This window comes from Paenibacillus tyrphae (assembly GCF_000722545.1).
Classification (GTDB): Bacteria; Bacillota; Bacilli; order Paenibacillales; family NBRC-103111; genus Paenibacillus_G; species Paenibacillus_G tyrfis.
Genome location: NZ_JNVM01000013.1, coordinates 35,053 through 54,065 on the forward strand (window position 1 = coordinate 35,053; position 19,013 = coordinate 54,065).

The window sequence follows — 19,013 nt, forward strand, 5'->3', positions numbered from 1 at the left end:
TCGGGTGCTCTCAGTCGCCGGCACACCGTCCCTGGTAAGAAGCGTTCTTCGCTTACTCTCTCCTTCATTGCTTGTCAGAACATTCAGTTGATTTAATTAAGATGCATTTTATAACGAAACAAGCATGAAATACAAGTACATAATTTAAAGCATTCTTGCTTTATAGCAGCGAAGTATTTTGAGGGTTATGCAAAGCAGAAATTCCGTCAATTCCACGAGTTTACATGAAAATCCGCCTATAATTACTAGGAAAGGCACTGACTTTATAACTATCGTAAGCGGTATTGTAACCCTTTAGCACGGCTCACGCCGTTCTGTTAAATTTTTATTAAGAAGTGCGCTCATCGCCCCGCACTTTCGAGAGCGGCCTTCATCTTCTCATGTACGAGTGCGATAATTTGTGCAATATCCTGCTTCGTCGCGTGATCGATGTGGATTCCCATAATCACGACTGCACGATGGCGCAGCTTCGTTGCCGCGCTTTCGGCCAACTCCTTGACCAGCTCCCCTTCCCGGTGCCCGGGCACAGATATCGTCTCCGACCGGACCTCCCCTTCGTGCCAGTAAGCGCAAGCGACCGCACCCACATGCGCTTCTCCCCCGGTGATCAGAAACACATAATCGTCCCCCGCCCGATACGAATCGATGCGAATTCCGTAGTCGTTACCGTTATTTTCCACTGGCCTGCCCCTCCCTCGGATACGTTTACCTTACTCCCTTTCGTCTACGAAGGCTATGAGCCGAATCACGAGGAAGGAATAACCCGCCCAGAAACAGGTCTGTCTATGAAAACAAAGCCCGGAGCAAGTCAATTAACGGTCGGCCGTTCACAAACGGAGCGTGGAGCAGCAAGCTGACAATGGCCGTGGTCATCGCCGCGGCGGCCAAATTTTCCAACACCTTCATCATCCGGGCACCCTCCTCACGGCAGGTCTTTTTCTCCCTAAGCTGCGGAGGAGCAGAACGGTTTTAATCGCGCCCATTCCCAACAACACGATCGGGATGAACAAGAGCGCGTGTCCCGCGCCGGGAAAAAACAGCGTGACGACCGGCCATGGAGCCGGGTCCAGCTTAGGGAAATAAATCAATACCGCCAAAGGAAGCAGCACATTCAGGAACAGAATGGACAAGACATGTGCGGTCATGCGCAGCGGCGTCGCCTTAAATTTCGTTTTCCAGGCCCACAGGCTGTAAACGGACCTGAGGATCAGAGCGAGAATGACCGCCATAATTAGATCCAGGATCAGGTACGTCTTCGTATAATCGGGCAGTTCGGCTGTCGAGCGTTCTTGGCCGTGAACAATTCCGTTCAGTCCCGAGACGATGCCGTCGTAGGATGAGAGAAAATCGTAGGCGTTGATCAGCAGGACGATGCCGTAATCCCCGTCCATCGCCATAAACGAATACGTATTCTCCGTGATGCCGTTATGAAAAATGACGCTGTTGTTGACGCTCCACCCCAGGCCGTAAAATAAGCCGTCTGCAATCGATGCCCCAGGCTCGTGCATTTGCCGGACGCCTTGCTCGGACAGGACGGTCCGGGCTTGGAACCGGCCCCCGTTCAGCTGTGCGATCAAGTAATTCGACATGTCTTCGGCGCTGGAAATCAAGTAGCCTGACGCGACGGTCGCCTCGTGATTCAATTGTTTGGTTGGGACCATATAGCCGAAGACGGGCTGATACCCGGTTGCCAGACCGTCGTCGCGAGCTTGATCCGGGGTGGCGTAGCTGTGGTTCATCGCCAGCGGCTTGAAAATATGGTCGCTCACATATTGGGGGTACGGTTCCCCCGAGACCGCTTGGATGATCCCGCCAAGAATATTGTAGTTTATGTTCGAATATTCATACGCGGTGCCTGCAGGCTTGTCGAGCGACGTATCTTTCAGATCCCGGATATGCTGTTCGATCGACTTGTACCCTTCTACCATTCCTTTACGGCCGGCATAGATGGAAAATCCGCTAGTTTGATTCAATAAGTGGCGTACGGTTATTTTGGATGAAGCTGCCTGATCGGCGGTTCGAAAGTATGGCAAATACCGCTGCACCGGCGCATCCAGCTCAATCTTCCCGGCCTCCGCCAGCTGCATGACCGCCAAGGCGGTAAACGATTTGCTGGTGGAACCGAGGACAAAAGGCGTCTGCGGCGTGACGGGCACTTGATCCGGGCCCGAGATGCCGTAACCCTTCAGGTAGACGGTCCGGTCGCCCTTGACGATCCCCAAGGCCGCGCCCGGAATGTGAAGCCTATCCATAGCCGCTTCGACGTAGGCATCGATTTTGGCAGGATCGATCTGAAACGTTTTCGCCTCGGCCCTAGCCGACAGCGGGGACATGATCAATCCAGCAATAATTATCATTAAAAGAAATATATGGAAACATTTTGCGTAAAAAATTTTCATCGTCTTGTCTCCTTAATCCAGTCCTTCAGTTTGTCTTCATTCCCCATTACGAAGCTGCGCCGCGCAGCACGCTTTTCATATACCCTCTGCACGCGACGACAAAATAAACCGTCTGCATGGCCATATATACGCCGATGACGACGAACGAATAAAGCCAATTGGACAAATGAAGCAGGTTATCCAGTGCTTTCATCGCAACGAGCGCGTGGGCAATGCCGATCAGACAGGGCGCGAAGAACATGACGCCGACCTGCGGAACGACGATTTTGCGAATTTCATCCAAAGTGATGCCGATTCGGGTCAAAGCCTTGAATTGCGCCCGGTCCTCCTGCAGCTCGGTAAACAGCTTGAAATACATCATGCTGCCGGACGCGATAAAGAACAGCAGGCTGATAAAGAGACCGATAAACATCGTCAGGGCAATCACTTCTCGAACATTATCATATTGCGTCTTCAGGTCCTGGTATTGCCCCGCGACCGCAAGCATATACACCGCGCTAGAAGCCGTTAACATGACCGCGCTCAAAATCGAAACGATGAATAGCACGTGGGCGTTGTCTTTCATTTTGTAGCCAAGCTGGGCACAGACGAGCATATTCGTTCTGTTGTAGTAGATGCCGTCGCGCTTCCGAATCAGCCGCAGAAACAGAAAGCTGAACTGTGTAAACAAAAGATACGTGCCGAGGACTACCGTAAACAGAATCAGCAGCACCTTCAGATCGAAATACGCCTCGTTCAACGTCAGCGCCAGGCTGTAGCCCGTCCCGAGACAGGTCACCGCAAGCAGCGCAAGCCAGCGCGAATAGACGAGCTGCCCTTTCGGCTTGCGTGAAGCTTTAAGCCGCTCGGTGATTTCCGTATGGCTCATTCGCAGCGTCGTCCACAGCGAAATCAGCGCGAACAGCAGGAAGAAGCCCCCCGCGGTAACCCCCACCGCTTGCTGCGGGACGGCAAACGGAATCGTATCGCTTATCCCGAGCAGCACGCCAAGCCCCATAAAGAACAGCTTGCTGAACAGGATGCCAAGCCCGATTCCCGCTCCGATGGACAGCGCCGCAATCGCCGCATTCTCGTACAGCACAAGCTTGCGGAGCTGCGCGCGGGTCATCCCGAACAGCGAGAATAGGCCGAACTCCTGCTGGCGCGTCTTCAGAAACGCGGAGTTGGAATACAGCACGAACAGAAATGAGAAAATGACAATGACATATTCGCAGAACACCATGCCCTGTCGGACTTTTGCGGCGGCCACGAGCCGGCCGCTTGCCACCTCGGGATGAGCGAGAAACGCGGCATAGATGTAGAAGATCATGACGGAAAACACACTGCTCATAAAAAACGCGCCGTATGACCGCCAATTGCCGCGGATGTTGCTAAGCGCGAGCGAGCGAAACGTCATCGAAATTCCCTCCCAGCACGCTGAGCGCGTCCAAGATTTGTTGGAAGAACACTTGCCGGCTCGTCCCGCGCCGCAATTCCGAGAACAGCGTGCCGTCTTTAATAAACACGATGCGCCGGGCCCACGCAATCGCCGCGCGCTGCTTCTGCCCGCCGGACACCTCATACGGACGCTTGCCGAGTAACCCGGCGGACGGCCCCATGACGCCGACAAACTCGCCCGCCTCGATCGTCAAATCAATATCCTCCAACGCTTTGTATACGATATTCCCGGGGGAGCTGTACGTTTTACCGAGTCCCTGCGCTCTTAGTACACTCATCGTTCACTCGGTTCCTCCTTCATTGCTGTCTTCTATGTCTATAGCGCTAGTATAGCTCGGAGGAGAAGCCGGTCCCATCGATTTGCATGACATTATACCTTACAAACTTGTCACCTGAAGTGCATGTCTTGTTCTCTATTGTCACCTAACGCATGAATGCTTCGCGGGTGGAAGAAAACGGTAAATGTCGTTCCCTCGCCCAGCTTTGACTCCACAGACAACCGGTGTCCGAGTCCGCTGCATACCTGCTTTGCCAAATAAAGCCCCATGCCGGTCGACTCTCCGGCCTCCCGTCCGTTCTCTCCGGTGAAGAACGGATCGAAGATTCGCGACAGATCGTGGGGTGCAATTCCGATCCCCTCATCCGTCACGCTCAGCTTGCTGCCCCCGCCCGTATCCGGCTCCAATCGGAAAATAAGCTTCTTGGTTCCCGGCTTGCCCTTGCTGTATTTGATCGCATTGCTTACAAACTGATTCAACACGACCGTCATCCATTTTCCGTCCGTTTCTACCCATGCTTCGCCTTCGATCTGCGGAAAGATCGAGTGCCGGATACAAAGCCGCTTATGTGCATTCATGACGGTACGCACCAGCTCGTGGAGCGCCGTTTGCCGGAAATGGAGATCCATTCGAAACTTATCGAGACGCGCCGTATTCAGCATCAGATCGAGCCCCCTCGTCATGCGTTCGGCTTCCTCTTGCAGGCTGAGCGCAAGCTGCTTCTGCTCCTCTTCCGTAACAGGCAGCTGGGTTAGGGTATCCTGCACCAGCAGATCGATAACGGAGACGGGGGTTTTCATATGATGCACCCATTGCAGCACAAAATGGTTGTGCTGCTCCTGTTGGCGGCGGTACCGCCCAAGCTCGTTCAAATATGCGCTGTGCTGCTCCTGCAGCAAACGCATGACAAGCCGCTGCTCGCTCGTAACCGCGGACTGGACGATGACGGCGGCCTGCAGTTCGCCGGATCTCTCCACCGCATGCTTCAACTGCTTGTAATACGCTCTTTGGCGAATGTAATCCACGGCCAGCCACACGCCGGCGAAAAATAATCCGAGGATGACAAAATAAGAGATTGTGCCCGTCCCAATCCCCTCCGGATTGCGTGCCCGCTCCAGCAGCATAAGACCGGCGCCGAGTCCGATCATAAGCAGGATTACAAGTGCATAAACGAGCCGATCACGCAAAAACATAGTGGCGGACGCCCCTCTCATGCGTCCGCCCCCTCCCGCTCGTCCCGTAAGAGGAGCATATAGCCTTGGCCGCGCATCGTTTCGATGGCCTTCGGTAGTCCCAGCTCCTCCAGCTTCTTCCGAAGCCTGGTCACATTGACCGTCAGCGTATTGTCATCGACAAACTGCACATCGTCCCACAGCGCCTCCAGAAGCTGCTCCCGGGAGACGATCCGCCCCGGCTGCCGCATGAAGCATTCCGCCAGCAGCCGCTCGTTCTTCGTCAGCATCGCTTTCCGCTTCTGCCACATCAGCTCGCCCCGTCCGAGGTGCAGCCGCAAGCCATACGCGTTCAGCTCCGCTTCCGGAGCCCCCGCAGCTGTGCCGTCATGTCCAGAAGCAGCAGCATATTCCCCGTAGACTCTTCTTAGTACACCCTTGATCTTCGCCATGAGAAGATCAAGTGGGATCGGTTTCGTAATATAGTCATCGCCGCCATTCTCAATGGCCATCACCTGATCCATCTCCCCGGCCCGCGCGGAGATGAAGATGATCGGCACGCTGGAACGCGCGCGAATTTGTCTGCACCAGTAATAGCCGTCAAAATACGGCAGGTTAATATCTAGCAGCACCAGATGCGGCGCGTAGGCTTCCAGCTCCGGCATCAGCTCACGGAATTGCGTCGCGCATGCCGCCTCGAAGCCGTATTTCTCCATATTTTTTTTCAGGACGGCCCGTATTTTGTCGTCGTCTTCTATGATGTAAATGCGATACACAGCGATTCCTCCCAAGTTTTCAACAGACACTACCAAGATAGCAGGATCGCCGCCGCCAAGCAATTTTTAATTTACAGCATAGTTTATTGTAATTTAATTGTATATTACCCATTAAAAAGGTATTTTTTCTTCCAAAAGGGGGTTATGTCGTTTTCGCGCTTGCGACCAACTTAACTCAAGAACTCTTTACGAACTGCTTGCAGCAATACCACATATCTTATCAGCTTGATTAATTGGGGAACGTCTTTGTTCATAGCATATTTTACACAAAAAAAGCCTGACCCCATTTGTGACGGGTGTAGGCTTAGATTTTTGAGAAAGTGGTCTTATGCAAAAAATAGAGATACATACGGAGGTGGGGTATCTACTGGAGAAGCGATAGCGTCCGCCTTTGTCATCGGGAAATGTCCGCTAACAAGCGGCTTCAATCAAATTTCCTGATGACCCGGGGTCCCCGCAAAGTACTCGGACTAAGCTTCCCTGATTCAGCTTCACTTTGTGGGGTGGAGCAGCGGTCGGAAGTAGATACCCCACCCCCTCGTAACCTCAATAATCCAGTTTGATCACTTTCTCAACAGCTCAGTCTCGCTTACAAAAACACAAAATAAATAACGGCCGCAAGCACCAAGCGGTAGATCGCAAACGGTGCGAGCTTAATGCGGTTGATCAGCTTCAGGAAGAAACGGATCGACAGAAGCGCGAAGATGAAGGCGCTAATAAATCCGGCGACGAAAAACGGAATGGTGTCCGCCGTGATCGAGTCCCAGCTCTTCAAAAGCGACAGGAAGCTTGCCCCGGTCATAATCGGCACCGCCATAATGAAGGTGAAATCCGCAGCCGCGCGATGGCTCATCCCAAACAGGACCCCGCCGGAGATGGTCGATCCGGAGCGGGAAAAGCCCGGCCACAGCGCCAAACATTGAAACAATCCCACAAAAAACGCCTGCACGTATGTAATCTGGTCGGCGGTCTCCGTCTTCGGGCGGCGGGGCCGGAACCAATCGGCCGCAAGCATGAGAATGGCTCCGAGCACCAGACCGATGATGACCGTCTGGGTAGAGAACAAATATTCATCGATTTTTTTATTGAACAATACCCCGAGAATACCGGCGGGAACTAAACCGACGAAAACCTGCAGCAGATTCAAGCGCGGGCCGGAAGGCGTTTGCCCCGGCAATTTTTTAAGTCCAAGCAAATTCATGAACCGGTCCCACATCAGGACGACAACAGCCAGAATCGAACCCAACTGGACCACGACCTTGAACGTATTCGCTACGCTCGGGGGAAACATCTCTTTGGAATGGAACAAGAAATCGTCAACGATAATCATGTGGCCGGTCGAAGAAACCGGCGCGAACTCGGTGAGGCCCTCCACGAGTCCTAGAATGAATCCAACAAACACTTCCCACAAATTCAACAGCTCCACACTCCTATTTTCTTGTCTGCATATCTATATCAATGAATATCTACCTTTTTGAAGTAGATAATCGTTGCCGCGAGTCCGATGATTGAAGCTGCCAGTATAGTGGCATAAGAAAAAGCCGGCGGATACTGGGGAACGAAGTCTCCGTTCGCGATCACGTACGAGGCAGACCATGGAAATAAAGCCTTGTATTCCGATTCGGAAAGTACCACGTTAGCCATCGTGATCATCGCCGTAAAGATGATGGTGGGAACGTAATTTTTGAACAAAAAGGTGATGAACATCGTCGGCGTGCACAGGAGAAATAGCAGCGCGCCCCCGACTACAAATTGCTTCAAGGATTGGAGTAGTAAGGCCATAGTCAAGCCTTCAAACTGCCCGATCAGCCCCAGGATCAGCGTCAACGACCAAATGGTGAGCGTCAGGACCATAATCCACAGGAACAGTAAAATAAGCTTGCTTACGATTAGACTTACTCGGGATACCGGGATGGTTAGGAGATTTTTCAAGGTATCTTCCGCATATTCCCGATGAAACAGATACGCCGTAATGACTCCGTAGAGAAGGGTCCCTACGAGCAGAATCACATACATATTGGTGTTCATAAAAGCGACGTCGAACTCAATCGGAGTTTCGGGCTTCTTGCTTTTCATATTCAGCAAGGCGAGAAACATCATGATAGGGGCCGATACGGCTCCGAGCAGGCTGACCATAAACATCTTGGCCCGCTTTAGTTTGATCAGTTCCGTATAGAGCAAGTTAACCAATCGACCCGCCCCCTATCAATTGTATAAAGTAATCTTCCAATCTGTCTACACTCATTGTCATTTTTGTGACTTCTATCCCATGCTCCACCAGCATCCGGTTGAGCTTACCCTGCTCGCCGATATGGCTGTATACCCGGATCACCCGTTCGTCCTGAACCTCATAATCCGTAATGGCGAAATACTTCTCCAGCAGCATTGCCGCTTTGTTGTCGTCGGACACTTGAAACTCAAGATATTTCCGGTTCCGCTTGCGAAGCTCCTCGAAGGAAATCTCCTCCAGCAGCTTCCCTTGATGCACGACCCCGATCTGGTCGGCCAACTGCTCGACTTCGGACAAAATATGGCTGGAAACGAGTATCGTTATTTTTCGTTCCTCGGCGAGAGATTTGATCAGTCTGCGGATTTCCTTAATTCCCACCGGGTCCAAGCCATTGGTCGGCTCATCCAAAATTAACAGCTCGGGATGATGGAGAATGGCTCTGGCGATTCCAAGCCGCTGCTTCATTCCCAAGGAATAGCTGCCGACGAGCTTTTTCGTTTCCTGATGCAGACCGACGATTTCCAAAGCCTCGTCCATGGCGTTTTTCTTATGCACGCCCATCAGCTTGGCGTTGATCAACAAATTCTCGCGGGCGGTTAAATTCTCGTAAAATCCCGAGAACTCAACAATCGACCCGATTCTTCTTAAAATCTCTTTCTGGTGCTTGAACAAACTTTCACCAAAGATTTCAATCTCTCCGTGCGTCGGCTTGATTAAACCGAGCAGCATGCGGATGGTCGTCGTTTTGCCCGCGCCGTTCTGGCCGAGAAAACCGTAAATCTGCCCTTGACACACATTCATGTCAAGGTTGTCCACCGCTTTCTGCGTCCCGTACATCTTCGTTAACTGCGTCGTTTTGATAACCGCACTCAAATCGTGATCCCTCCTGCTTTCATCAGATGTTAATTTCATGATAAGCAGGCGATTTTAAATGCCTCTTAACCAGTTCTTAATTGTTTCTTAATCTCGGTTCGCGGCGCCTCGTTTCGGGATCGCGAAGCCGAAGGTCGTTTTCACGCCGGGCTCGCTTTCGGCCCACAAGGTTCCCGAATGCTTCTCGGCAAGCGCCTTCGTGATGGCCAGACCTAGCCCGCTTCCTTGAGCGGCAGGATTTCTTGCCCGGTCCGTGCGGTACATTCGTTCGAACACGCGGGGCAAATCCTCCGGCGCAATCCCGCTCCCCCGGTCCCACACCAGCAGCCGGTACTTGTCTGCGGCTTCCGCCAGCTCGATGCCTAATACTTTACCGTCTTTTCCGTGCTCGACGGCATTTTTGATCAGATTGCTGACGATCCGCAGCACGCTTACCCGGTCGGCCACGATGGGGCAGGCTTCTTCCGGAATGTTGACTTTTAATTCGATGCCATACTTTTTCAGCTCGGGCAAAAATCCGATCGCCGATTCCCGGACAATTTCCCCAAAATCCAGCGTTTCCGGCTTCAACGGAATTTCGTCCGCATCCAGCTTGGCCAGCTCGAAGATTTCGTCAATCAGCTCTTTCAAGGCGACGGCTTTCCCGGACAAAATGTCCAGATACCGCTCTTTCTCTTCGCAGGAAGCTGCGATGTCATCCTTCAACGCATCCGCATAGCCGATGATCGACGTAAGCGGAGTCCGGATATCGTGGGAGATGTTGGACAGCAGACTTTTTCTCGCCGCCTCAGAGCGGATCGTGCGGACGTGAACCTTGGCCAGCTGCTCGATCAATTCGTTGATCGAAAAGATCACCTCGTCAAAGTGACGGTCGTCATTGGCAAGCAGTCGGGTATTCGTATTCCCTTGCGTGGCGCGCCTCAGCGCAGCCGCCATATCCTTCAGCCTGGCCGTGAACCGGTACCGGACAGACAAATGGATGACCGTCAAGGCAAAGAGCGCAGCGAATAAAGCCCCGCGGACGATGCCTTGGGGCTGGTAATTCCAATCCAGAATGAAAAGCGCGGACAAGATGATGAACTGAACGATAAGGAGAAAGGCGCCTTTGTCATGCTTCATCTTTGTCACCTGCAAACTTATATCCGATTCCCCATACGGTCTGAATCCATTTCGGATCGGACGGGTCCTCCTCGATTTTCATCCGGAGCTTGCGGATATGGACCATCACGGTATTGTCGTCTTCCAAATAATCGCTGTCCCAGACTTGCCGGAACAGCTGCGTCTTCGTAAACACCTGCTCGGGATGCGAAGCCATAAACTTCAGCAGCTCGAACTCTTTGCCCGTCAGAGAGATTTCTTCCCCGGCTCTTGTGACCGTATACTTTTGCAAATGAATCGTCATGTTCTTGAAGCTTAGCACCGTCTCTTGCGGCGGGCCGCATTCGCTGCCCAAGACCAGGAAGCGCCGTAAATGAGCTTTAATCCGGGCGACCAACTCATGGATGCTGAACGGCTTCGTAATATAGTCGTCCGCCCCGATGCTCAGCCCCAGTACTTTATCGATTTCCTGATCCTTGGCCGTGAGCATGAGAATCGGGACATTCGTCTTCATGCGCAATCTCCGGCATACCTCAATACCGTCCACCTTGGGCATCATCAGATCGAGCAGAATCAGGTTATAGCGGTGCGCTTCGAACAGACGGAGAGCCTCTTCCCCGTCTGCCGCCGCATCGATCCGATACGTTTCTCTTTCCAAATACGTTTTCACCAGGTCGCGAATTTCCCGATCGTCATCGGCAATAAGAATTCGAATATCGTGCTGCATCGTTCCACCTGCTTTTTTCTGGGCATTCCCCAATTAAGGACCGGTTACCATCCGCATTAGGATGTCGCTGCTTGGAATCCGGTAATTTTCCTCGTCTTGGATATTCAGCATCATGAGACTGGAAAGAACCGATAAATAAGCGGAAATAAGCTCCACAAGATCGCCCGCCGCAATTTCGCCCGTCTGCTGTCCTTCCTTGAAGACAGGAAGCAGTTCGTCCACAAAGCTATTCATGGAATATTGGGCAACAAGTTCTTTAACCTTCTCCGGGACGCCTTCGGACGTACGTGCTTGATGAATCAGCATGAAGTAAGGCCTGCCGCTTTCATCGAGAATCTCTTTCGTTAAATATTTTATTTTGTCGAGCGGCGAGCCCTGCAGGTCGTAGATGCTCTTCATTGCGTCCTGCGCTCCCAGCATCGCCATTTGGACAAGTGTAGTGAAAAGCTCGTCTTTCGATTTGAAATAGTGGTACAGCAAGCCGTGGCTGATACCGGCCTCGGCCGCAATCATGCTCATTTTCGTTCCGACGATTCCTCGCCGGGAAAACACCTTAAGCGCGGCCTCCATAATCTGTTCCTTGCGCTCGTCGCGGATTTGATGCAATTGTTCATCGTTTAAAGGCGCCAATGATTATTCATTCCTTTGCCTGAAAATCTTACGGCCATTCATGGATAGATAGACGTCGCCTATGAGTATACCATTTCTCATGATCCGATGGCTATTGTGCCAGATCGCCGGATTGTAACGGCCCTTAACGGCTTGCGGACGGATAAGGCGCCTCGGAGAAGGAGGGCACGATGTCGTTCCATACATGTTCCAGCGGCTGACCGTACTGCTCCGTGAGTTCGTCGAGCCACTGCCGGCCTTCCTCCGTCGCCGCGAGCACGCTCGTGACCAGATCCGGATTCAGCATTTCCCGTGGCGAGATCGACAGCGTATTCACGGCCCAATACAGTCCGAACAGCTTAAAATCAGGCCCGGCCGTCGCACGCTCCAGATGCAGATCGAGATATTTCCGGCCGAACGAAATGCCCTTTAGCGGCTCCGCGCCTGCATATTCGACGCCCTCCCACTGCAGGTCGTTCGCACAGTTCAACCACCAGGCCGGCTCGATCGCAGCCTGAATGCTTCGGAGCGCCCGTTGTTCGAATTGCGGCCGGGGGGCCTCCCATTGCTCGCGGAGGCAAGCTTCCAGCACCTCCACTTCGATAGCTGCGACGGTCATACCTTGACCGAAGATCGGATCGTAGATGCAGAAAGCGTCTCCCAGCACCAGCAGTCCGGACGGCCACCGGTCCATTTGTTCAAAATGATGGCGGTGCAAAGCCGGCACTCGAAATCCGCGCGGGTTGGTGATCGGTTCGAGCCCTTGCAGCAGCTCGGCAATGAGGGGGCTCGGAAGCTGGGCGACCGCCTGCTCGAATTGCTCCGCATCCGTTGGCGGGTAATGTCCGCCCGGGCGGTAGAGCAGCACCTCTGCGATCTGATTCTCAATGATCGAAAACACACCTGAGAACGTGCCGTTTGCCGGCTGCCCCCCGATGATCACGGTATCCCACGTTTCGGTCAGATGGGCTTGGCTGGGAGGAATTCGGTACCGCCGGGTGCTGTAGCCCAGATTGACCTTCAGCAGATCCGGCTTCGGCACGTCGTATCCCAGATTCTCCAGCCATGCGGTCAGCTTGGAGGAACGCCCGCTTGTATCCACGACCAGATCGGCCATCAGAAACTTTTCTTGTCCGTCCGATTCCCGATCCCGGACCGCAATCCCCGTAACGGCGGCATGACCCGGCGTCGTCAATAAGCGCAGCACTTCATGTTTCGGAAGAAACCAGACACCGGGAATCTCCCGGACGCGCTTGCGAACGACCCACTCCAGCAAAGCCCGGCTGAACTTGTAATCATTGCGCGGATACTGGACGACCACGCTTCCGTATTGATTCATGTTGTGCACAGTCTTGTTCAGCACCGACCGGGCTCCCTGCTCCGCCAAATCTTGTTCGAAGTCGGGAAAGAATCGGGTCATAATCTCTTTCCCCCGCTGGGTGAAGCGATGCGGGTGAAACGATTGGGGCGTGCCCGCCCGGTCTTCCGGACTGGCGGGAAAATCGTCCTTCTCCACGATCACGACTTCTTCGTAAACATCCGAAAGCACCCGGGCAGACAGTAATCCGGCAATGCCTCCTCCAATAACGAGGGCTGTTCCTTTTTTAGACATGTTGTTCATAGATATCGCTCCTTTTTCTTTATGATTGACTTAATCAGTCAATAATTTGGCGCAGCTATTCCTGTAGGCTACTCTTGAACCTTGGGCTTGAGGCAAAAGGCTCCGAATATCCAGTCACCTCAAAGCCGGACGCAAATTGCTAAGACGTTATGCACGACATTTTTTAGATTGACTGAATCAATCAATTTCAAAATACGCTACTTTTCATTTTTTGTCAACGATAAGTTTTTGCGTTCCGCTCCATAGCGCCGGACAAAAGCTTTCTTCCATTCTTCGAAGCGAAAAAACCTACTGGCACGAGGCTAATAGGTTCGTCTTTATACCAATCGCGTTGTTGGCCGTATCAATCGGTTACTTTAATCTTGTAATAATAATTGGAACCGTTATGCTTCGCAACAACGCAGCCCGTTCCAACTTCCACTCCTTTTACTTGCGCGGAATCGTAAGTTCCTTGGTGCTTTACTCTCAAGTCAAAAATATCAGGCCAGCCTCTGACCGGTTCAATGGTTCCTGTATCTCCGAAAACAGGACCTCCAAGCGTATTTACAGAAACTTTGATCAATTCATCATAATCAGAGCAGGAACTTTTCGCATACGCAGCAGGTGCAATCGAACTAAGAGCCAACGCCGACAGTAATGCCAAGGTTGCTATTTTTTTCATGATACTCGCTCCTTTTTGTTTTCTTGTTTTGATTGACTGAACACATTCATCATAGCCTGCTTCCCGCTTCTTTTTAGTTTTTGGAATGATCTCGCAGAAAAACTGTTTTATCCCGTGCAAAAAAAGTCGATTTGTCGATGTTTTCGTCGAAAAATTCAAGAAAAAAATTTTTTATTGACATTGCCACTAGTGTCAATCTCTAGAATAAGGGTCGAACACGTTGAAAGGAGTGCTTGCATTGATGAATAGCAGCCCAAACGAAAAAGAAAACCACGAGAATGCAGGAGCAGACAGCCGCACGCCGGTGACGGTAATCGGTCTGGGGATGATGGGGACGGCACTCGCCGAGGCGTTCCTGAAGGCAGGCCACCGGACGACCGTCTGGAACCGCTCGGCCGATAAGGCCGACGCTCTCGTCGCCAAGGGAGCCATCCGTGCGGCTACCGCAGCCGAAGCGGTGTCGGCCAGCCCGCTCATCGTCGTCTGCGTGCTGGATTACGAGGCTGCGCACGAGATCCTTGGCTCCGTAGGCGGGCTACTCACCGGCCGCACGCTAGTGAACCTCACGAACGGAAAACCGGAACAGGCGCGCAAAGCGGCGAAATGGGCGGCTGAACAAGGCGCAGACTACCTCGATGGCGGGATTATGGCGATACCCCAGATGATTGCGGGGCCTGGGGCACTACTGCTTTACAGCGGATCGCCGGGGGCTTTTGAAACGTATCGGGGGGAGCTGGACGTACTTGGCGCCAGCCAATACTTGGGTGAAGATGCTGGTCTGGCTGCGCTTTACGACTTGGCACTGCTCAGCGCGATGTACGGGATGTTCGGCGGTTTTTACCATGCCGTTGCGCTGGTCGGCACGGAAAAGGTCGAAGCGTCCGCGTTCACGGCGCTCGTCATTCCGTGGCTGCAGGCCATGATGGCCTCGCTGCCCCTCCAAGCGCAAGCGATGGACGCGAACGTTCATGCGACCGACGTCTCCAGCCTCTACATTAACAAGATCGGCTTCGTGAATCTGATCAAAGCCAGCCAAGAACAGGGCATCAGCACCGAATTGGTTGCCCCGCTTCAAGCCCTTGTCGATCGGGCGGTCGCTGAAGGCTACGGCGCGGACGGCCTTTCCAGGCTGGCCGGGCTGCTTAAGAAGCCGCAATGATATAAACACCATTACGAGGAGGCCATCTCAATGAATATAAATTCAGCAAATGAAGCCCGCACACCGGTAACGGTTCTCGGCTTAGGTCCGATGGGCCAGGCGTTGGCCGGCGCGTTCCTGAAGGCAGGCCACCCGACGACCGTCTGGAACCGTACGCCCGCAAAAGCGGATGCGCTTATCGCACAAGGAGCGGCTCTCGCCAATATGGTTGTCGAAGCTGTCGCCGCCAGTCCGCTCGTTATTATCTGCGTATTGGACTACAACGCCGTGAATGCGATTCTCACCCCTGCCGGGGATGCCTTAAAGGGGCGGACGTTGGTCAACCTTACCGCCGATTCGCCGGAGCGGGCCCGCGAAATGGCCGCATGGGCCGCCGCCCGGGGAATCGACTACCTTGACGGGGCGATCATGACCCCTACCCCAACCATCGGGCAGCCCACGGCAGTCGTTCTATACAGCGGACCGGAAGCCGCGTATGAGACCAATCGGCCAACCTTGGCCAGTCTGGGAGGCACCGCCGCACATCTCGGCACGGACCCCGGAAGGGCGGCAGCCTATGACGTGGCTCTGCTGGACATCTTCTGGACGTCCATGAGCGGCTATATTCACGCCCTTGCCTTGGCCCGGGCGGAGAACATTGCAGCCAAGGATCTTGCGGTTTACGCTCAAGGGATTGTCAATATCATGCCGGACATTATAACCGAATTCGCACAGCATGTCGACGACGGCCATTACCCCGGCGAAAAGTCTAACATCGTCTCGGCGGCAGCCGGTATGGAGCACATCATTCATGCCGCCCAGGCCCGCGGGATCGACGCCAGCATACTGAGCGCCGCTTATGCCGTCGCTAGGCGGGCCATCGACGCCGGTCAAGGCAACGACGCATTTTCGCGCCTCGCCGAGCTGCTCGGCAAGCCGTCTGCGTAATCCGGCGGCAGCCGGACGTCTCCATAAAACGATCCCGGCCCGTTCCCGGACCGGGATCAATCCTCATCGCGATAGGCCGAGCAGTCTAGCATCTGCCTCCGTCGCGATTCCCTTTTCTTTCATTTGACGGATTTGCTTTTCCAACCGTTGCTGAACCGTAGCCAATGCGTTCATTTGCTTGTTAATCTCGTTCAGCTTCTCCTCATAGACGGCCAGCATTTCGCCGCAATATTCGTCCTCTGCATACTCCGGATAAGTGTCCTTACAGTTCAATACTTGTTCTATTTCTTCCGTGGTCAGACCTAAGCGCAGATAGATTTGGATCGTTTTCACACGCTCGACGGCCGACTCGTCGAACTCGCGGTAATCGTTTTCCAGCCGGTTCGCCGTAAGCAGCTTCTTCTTCTCATAATGCCTGATGGAACGCGGGCTTGCGCCGGTTGCTCTGGATAACTGACTGATTTTCATGGAAAATGCCTCCTTTACCCAAAATACTCCATTCTTAATTATAAACCATGACATTAGGGTTAAGGTAAAGAGGCAATTTTTCAAGAATCGCTTTTATCCGGTCAGCTCGCTCCTCAAAAAGGCTGCGGTATCGTACAGGAGTATCGTGGAATCGAAATGAGAGAGAATCGAATGAGGTCGAGGCTAGGAGGGCATAGGGCGTTGTACGAAGAATAAGGGAAATTCTGAAAAGGAACCGGACGCGCCGGATCGCAGGGCCGGAGCTTGACGCGCAGCCTGCGCCGAAACGCGGACTGCACGCCTGCTGCTCCATTCCTCTGCCGAAGCCGGGCTATTCCTGCTCCAAGACGCCGGCCGTTTCCTGCGATGCCATTTGCTTCTGCGCGGAGGCGACTGGATTCTGGTTATGCTCAAATTCGTTCATTTCGCTAAATGACTCCATTTCGCTTTCTTGCGGCTGCTTTTCTTTGTCGGAGGCTTTGAGTTCCGCCATCAGGTTCCCTCACTTGTCGGTCGTTTTGCCTTAACATGTATAGAATATCCAGTCCGGACGGGATACTATGCACAGACTCCCTCACTTCACGCCCCAAGCTCCAGCTTGACGCCATATTCCTTCAGCCAGTAATTCACCTGCACCAGGTAATCCAGAATCGCACGGGCTTCCGTTCCGCTCTCTACGGTGCTTTTGCCTTCCGCAATAAGCCTCACCTTCCCGGCATCGATCAGCGCATGAATCGGAGCATTCGGGTCATCCAGAATGTCAAGCATCCACCGGCTGATCAGGTCGAAGTAAGCTTTGTCCTTCGTGCTCGGGTAAGCGCTCTTCCGGCGGTTCCGGACATCATCCGGAAGAACGCCTTCGAAAGCACGGCGCAAAATTCCTTTCTCGATATGATCGATGCTTTTCAGCTCGAACGGCACGTTCCACAAATATTCCACAAGTCGGTAGTCGCAGAACGGCACGCGCACTTCGAAGCCCGTCATCATGCTGGCCCGGTCTTTCCGGTCCAGCATATAAGGCAGGAACTGCATGATGAACATGTACGAGATCTGCCGCTGCTTCCGCTCAAGCTCCTCTTCGCCTTCGAGAAACGGAATCTCGTCGACGGCTTCTTGGAAACGCCGCTTCCGGTACGTTTCGAGCTGAAGCATATCCCGAATATCCGCTTTCAGCACATCCGAGGTATAGCCGAAGTTCAGCAGCCACGGAAAGATCTCAGCATTCAAAAACTGCTCTTGATAAAAGAACGGATACCCGGAAAACACTTCGTCGGCGGACTCGCCGGACAGCGCTACCGTCGCATCCTTCTTCATTTCCGTAAACAGCAAATAAAGCGAGGTTTCGATCTCGCCGACGCTCGGAAGGTCGCGGGCCCGCATCGGCTCAAGCAAATGCTCGATCAGCTTCTCCGGCCCAAAGACGACGGAATGATGCTCCGTGCCGACATGCTCGGATACCCGCCTGACCCAAGGCTCGTCTTTGTCACGCCTCATAAAATCCTCTTCGAAGTCGCGGTCGTTGTTTACAAAATCGATGGAATACGTGTGGAGCTTCTTCCCTTGTTCACGGAAATTTTGGCCCGCCAGAGCCGTCAATCCGCTGGAGTCGAGCCCGCCGGACAGCATGCAGACGACCGGCTTATCCGCGATAAGCTGCCGCTTTACCGTATCTTCGAGAAGTGAGCGGATCGTCCGGACCGTGGTCTCGGTATCGTCCGTATGCTTGCGGCTTGCCAGCTTCCAGTAGCGGATATTGCGGCTGCCTTCAGCTGTAAACGTTACGTAATGGCCACCTTTGACCTCCTCGACATCCTTGAACACCCCTTGCCCGGGTGTCCGCATCGCCCCCATGCCGAAAAGGTCCGCCAGCCCTTCGCGGTCGACGACGGCTTCTACGAGCGGATGCGCCAGCAGCACCTTGATTTCCGATCCGAAAATGATGGCGCTCCCTCTTCTGCCAAAAAACAGCGGTTTTACCCCAAGGTGATCCCGGCCGAGCATCAACTGACGGCGCTGCTCATCCCAGATGCCAAACGCATAGATGCCGTTAAAATGCTTTACGCAATCTTCCTTCCACTCGACATACGAATGCAGAAGCACCTCCGTATCGGATTTCGTTTCAAACCGGTGGCCTTTTCCTTCCAGTTCCCTTCTCAGCTCCCGGTAATTGTACAGCTCGCCGTTGTAAGTCAAGGCTATGGTCTGCTGGCCGTCCCGATAAAGCATCGGCTGCTTCCCGCCTTCGGGATCGATCACGATCAGGCGGCGATGCCCGAACGCAGCTCGCTTCGAATACCAGAAGCCTTCAGCATCCGGCCCGCGATGCGCAATGGACCTCGTCATCTTCGTTAACACCGACCGTTCTTCGGAAAGGTCCTGGGACCAATCCACCCATCCTGCAATTCCACACATGATTTTCTACCTTCCTTCCTCATCGTTTAGTTTGCTGCGCCTTTCGGCTCTATCGTTGACATCACACCGCCTTAAATTCGACCAAATTCAGAAAACGGTCGAAAATTGAGTGAAAAAATCGACCAAATTCATCCATTGGTCATAAATTAATAATAGGACATTCCAA

General features: G+C 53.3%; 20 protein-coding genes. 2 read left to right on the plus strand and 18 right to left on the minus strand.

Annotated features, from left to right (window positions below; all coding sequences use genetic code 11):
- Nucleotides 1-341 precede the first annotated feature (341 nt).
- The 15 genes from lpdD to ET33_RS16855 all read right to left on the minus strand — a co-directional run bounded on the left by lpdD (nt 342) and on the right by ET33_RS16855 (nt 13,881).
- Nucleotides 342-680 (minus strand): prenylated flavin chaperone LpdD, encoded by a 339-nt coding sequence (gene lpdD / locus ET33_RS16790; RefSeq protein WP_051775391.1) that lies wholly within the window; start codon nt 678-680, stop codon nt 342-344.
- A 103-nt stretch (nt 681-783) separates the two neighbouring features.
- The gene (locus ET33_RS40270) at nt 784-909 is read right to left on the minus strand and encodes a hypothetical protein (protein ID WP_268808323.1); all 126 of its coding nucleotides are present in this window, start codon (nt 907-909) and stop codon (nt 784-786) included.
- Nucleotides 906-2,333: a serine hydrolase domain-containing protein gene (locus ET33_RS16795; RefSeq protein WP_235206736.1), complete on the minus strand. Its 1,428-nt coding sequence runs from the start codon at nt 2,331-2,333 to the stop codon at nt 906-908. The genes ET33_RS40270 and ET33_RS16795 overlap by 4 nt, the downstream gene beginning before the upstream one ends.
- Before the next feature lie 112 nt (nt 2,334-2,445).
- Complete coding sequence (locus ET33_RS16800) at nt 2,446-3,795, minus strand: FtsX-like permease family protein (RefSeq protein ID WP_036684018.1); 1,350 nt, start codon at nt 3,793-3,795, stop codon at nt 2,446-2,448.
- Nucleotides 3,770-4,114, minus strand: coding sequence for a hypothetical protein (locus ET33_RS16805; RefSeq protein WP_036684020.1), 345 nt, complete (start codon nt 4,112-4,114; stop codon nt 3,770-3,772). Before ET33_RS16805 ends, ET33_RS16800 begins: the two co-directional genes overlap by 26 nt.
- Nucleotides 4,115-4,224: 110 nt before the next feature.
- Entirely contained in the window at nt 4,225-5,328 is a 1,104-nt protein-coding gene (locus ET33_RS16810) for a sensor histidine kinase (RefSeq protein WP_051775392.1), read from the minus strand.
- Nucleotides 5,325-6,062 carry a response regulator transcription factor gene (locus ET33_RS16815; RefSeq protein WP_036684021.1) on the minus strand — a complete coding sequence of 246 codons (738 nt, stop codon included), beginning with the start codon at nt 6,060-6,062 and terminating at the stop codon, nt 5,325-5,327. Before ET33_RS16815 ends, ET33_RS16810 begins: the two co-directional genes overlap by 4 nt.
- Before the next feature lie 589 nt (nt 6,063-6,651).
- Nucleotides 6,652-7,479 (minus strand): undecaprenyl-diphosphate phosphatase, encoded by an 828-nt coding sequence (locus ET33_RS16820; protein ID WP_036684023.1) that lies wholly within the window; start codon nt 7,477-7,479, stop codon nt 6,652-6,654.
- Nucleotides 7,480-7,517: 38 nt separating this feature from the next.
- The gene (locus ET33_RS16825; RefSeq protein WP_036684024.1) at nt 7,518-8,252 is read right to left on the minus strand and encodes an ABC transporter permease; all 735 of its coding nucleotides are present in this window, start codon (nt 8,250-8,252) and stop codon (nt 7,518-7,520) included.
- Nucleotides 8,245-9,165: an ABC transporter ATP-binding protein gene (locus ET33_RS16830; RefSeq protein WP_036684026.1), complete on the minus strand. Its 921-nt coding sequence runs from the start codon at nt 9,163-9,165 to the stop codon at nt 8,245-8,247. Before ET33_RS16830 ends, ET33_RS16825 begins: the two co-directional genes overlap by 8 nt.
- A gap of 87 nt (nt 9,166-9,252) precedes the next feature.
- Nucleotides 9,253-10,284, minus strand: coding sequence for a sensor histidine kinase (locus ET33_RS16835; RefSeq protein ID WP_036684029.1), 1,032 nt, complete (start codon nt 10,282-10,284; stop codon nt 9,253-9,255).
- Nucleotides 10,274-10,990 (minus strand): response regulator transcription factor, encoded by a 717-nt coding sequence (locus ET33_RS16840; protein WP_036684031.1) that lies wholly within the window; start codon nt 10,988-10,990, stop codon nt 10,274-10,276. Before ET33_RS16840 ends, ET33_RS16835 begins: the two co-directional genes overlap by 11 nt.
- A gap of 33 nt (nt 10,991-11,023) precedes the next feature.
- Nucleotides 11,024-11,620 carry a TetR/AcrR family transcriptional regulator gene (locus tag ET33_RS16845; protein WP_036684034.1) on the minus strand — a complete coding sequence of 199 codons (597 nt, stop codon included), beginning with the start codon at nt 11,618-11,620 and terminating at the stop codon, nt 11,024-11,026.
- A 124-nt stretch (nt 11,621-11,744) separates the two neighbouring features.
- Complete coding sequence (locus ET33_RS16850) at nt 11,745-13,220, minus strand: FAD-dependent oxidoreductase (RefSeq protein ID WP_036684035.1); 1,476 nt, start codon at nt 13,218-13,220, stop codon at nt 11,745-11,747.
- Between the two features lie 343 nt (nt 13,221-13,563).
- Nucleotides 13,564-13,881, minus strand: a complete 318-nt coding sequence (locus tag ET33_RS16855) for a hypothetical protein (protein WP_036684036.1) — start codon at nt 13,879-13,881, stop codon at nt 13,564-13,566.
- 241 nt (nt 13,882-14,122) lie between these two features.
- Between ET33_RS16855 and ET33_RS16860 the strand changes: the two genes are divergently transcribed.
- Both ET33_RS16860 and ET33_RS16865 read left to right on the plus strand, forming a co-directional pair.
- Nucleotides 14,123-15,040, plus strand: coding sequence for an NAD(P)-dependent oxidoreductase (locus ET33_RS16860; protein ID WP_036684037.1), 918 nt, complete (start codon nt 14,123-14,125; stop codon nt 15,038-15,040).
- Nucleotides 15,041-15,070: 30 nt separating this feature from the next.
- Nucleotides 15,071-15,967 carry an NAD(P)-dependent oxidoreductase gene (locus tag ET33_RS16865; protein WP_036684038.1) on the plus strand — a complete coding sequence of 299 codons (897 nt, stop codon included), beginning with the start codon at nt 15,071-15,073 and terminating at the stop codon, nt 15,965-15,967.
- Nucleotides 15,968-16,030: 63 nt separating this feature from the next.
- On the opposite strand, the gene ET33_RS16870 is transcribed toward ET33_RS16865, so the two are convergent.
- From ET33_RS16870 to asnB, 3 genes are all read right to left on the minus strand, one after another.
- The gene (locus tag ET33_RS16870; protein WP_036684040.1) at nt 16,031-16,435 is read right to left on the minus strand and encodes a MerR family transcriptional regulator; all 405 of its coding nucleotides are present in this window, start codon (nt 16,433-16,435) and stop codon (nt 16,031-16,033) included.
- Nucleotides 16,436-16,766: 331 nt separating this feature from the next.
- Nucleotides 16,767-16,928, minus strand: coding sequence for a hypothetical protein (locus tag ET33_RS39240; protein ID WP_167336432.1), 162 nt, complete (start codon nt 16,926-16,928; stop codon nt 16,767-16,769).
- A gap of 86 nt (nt 16,929-17,014) precedes the next feature.
- Complete coding sequence (asnB, locus tag ET33_RS16875) at nt 17,015-18,847, minus strand: asparagine synthase (glutamine-hydrolyzing) (protein WP_036684041.1); 1,833 nt, start codon at nt 18,845-18,847, stop codon at nt 17,015-17,017.
- Between the last annotated feature and the right edge of the window lie 166 nt (nt 18,848-19,013).

Bases quoted from the DNA above. Each gene is read 5' to 3' on its own strand.
- asnB (WP_036684041.1), bottom strand. From the start codon at position 18,847: ATGTGTGGAATTGCAGGATGGGTGGATTGGTCCCAGGACCTTTCCGAA.
- ET33_RS16855 (WP_036684036.1), bottom strand. From the start codon at position 13,881: ATGAAAAAAATAGCAACCTTGGCATTACTGTCGGCGTTGGCTCTTAGT.
- ET33_RS16840 (WP_036684031.1), bottom strand. From the start codon at position 10,990: ATGCAGCACGATATTCGAATTCTTATTGCCGATGACGATCGGGAAATT.
- ET33_RS16810 (WP_051775392.1), bottom strand. From the start codon at position 5,328: ATGAGAGGGGCGTCCGCCACTATGTTTTTGCGTGATCGGCTCGTTTAT.
- ET33_RS16860 (WP_036684037.1), top strand. From the start codon at position 14,123: ATGAATAGCAGCCCAAACGAAAAAGAAAACCACGAGAATGCAGGAGCA.
- ET33_RS39240 (WP_167336432.1), bottom strand. From the start codon at position 16,928: ATGGCGGAACTCAAAGCCTCCGACAAAGAAAAGCAGCCGCAAGAAAGC.
- ET33_RS16850 (WP_036684035.1), bottom strand. From the start codon at position 13,220: ATGAACAACATGTCTAAAAAAGGAACAGCCCTCGTTATTGGAGGAGGC.
- ET33_RS16800 (WP_036684018.1), bottom strand. From the start codon at position 3,795: ATGACGTTTCGCTCGCTCGCGCTTAGCAACATCCGCGGCAATTGGCGG.
- ET33_RS16835 (WP_036684029.1), bottom strand. From the start codon at position 10,284: ATGAAGCATGACAAAGGCGCCTTTCTCCTTATCGTTCAGTTCATCATC.
- ET33_RS16795 (WP_235206736.1), bottom strand. From the start codon at position 2,333: ATGTCCCCGCTGTCGGCTAGGGCCGAGGCGAAAACGTTTCAGATCGAT.
- ET33_RS16805 (WP_036684020.1), bottom strand. From the start codon at position 4,114: ATGAGTGTACTAAGAGCGCAGGGACTCGGTAAAACGTACAGCTCCCCC.
- ET33_RS16865 (WP_036684038.1), top strand. From the start codon at position 15,071: ATGAATATAAATTCAGCAAATGAAGCCCGCACACCGGTAACGGTTCTC.
- ET33_RS40270 (WP_268808323.1), bottom strand. From the start codon at position 909: ATGATGAAGGTGTTGGAAAATTTGGCCGCCGCGGCGATGACCACGGCC.
- ET33_RS16870 (WP_036684040.1), bottom strand. From the start codon at position 16,435: ATGAAAATCAGTCAGTTATCCAGAGCAACCGGCGCAAGCCCGCGTTCC.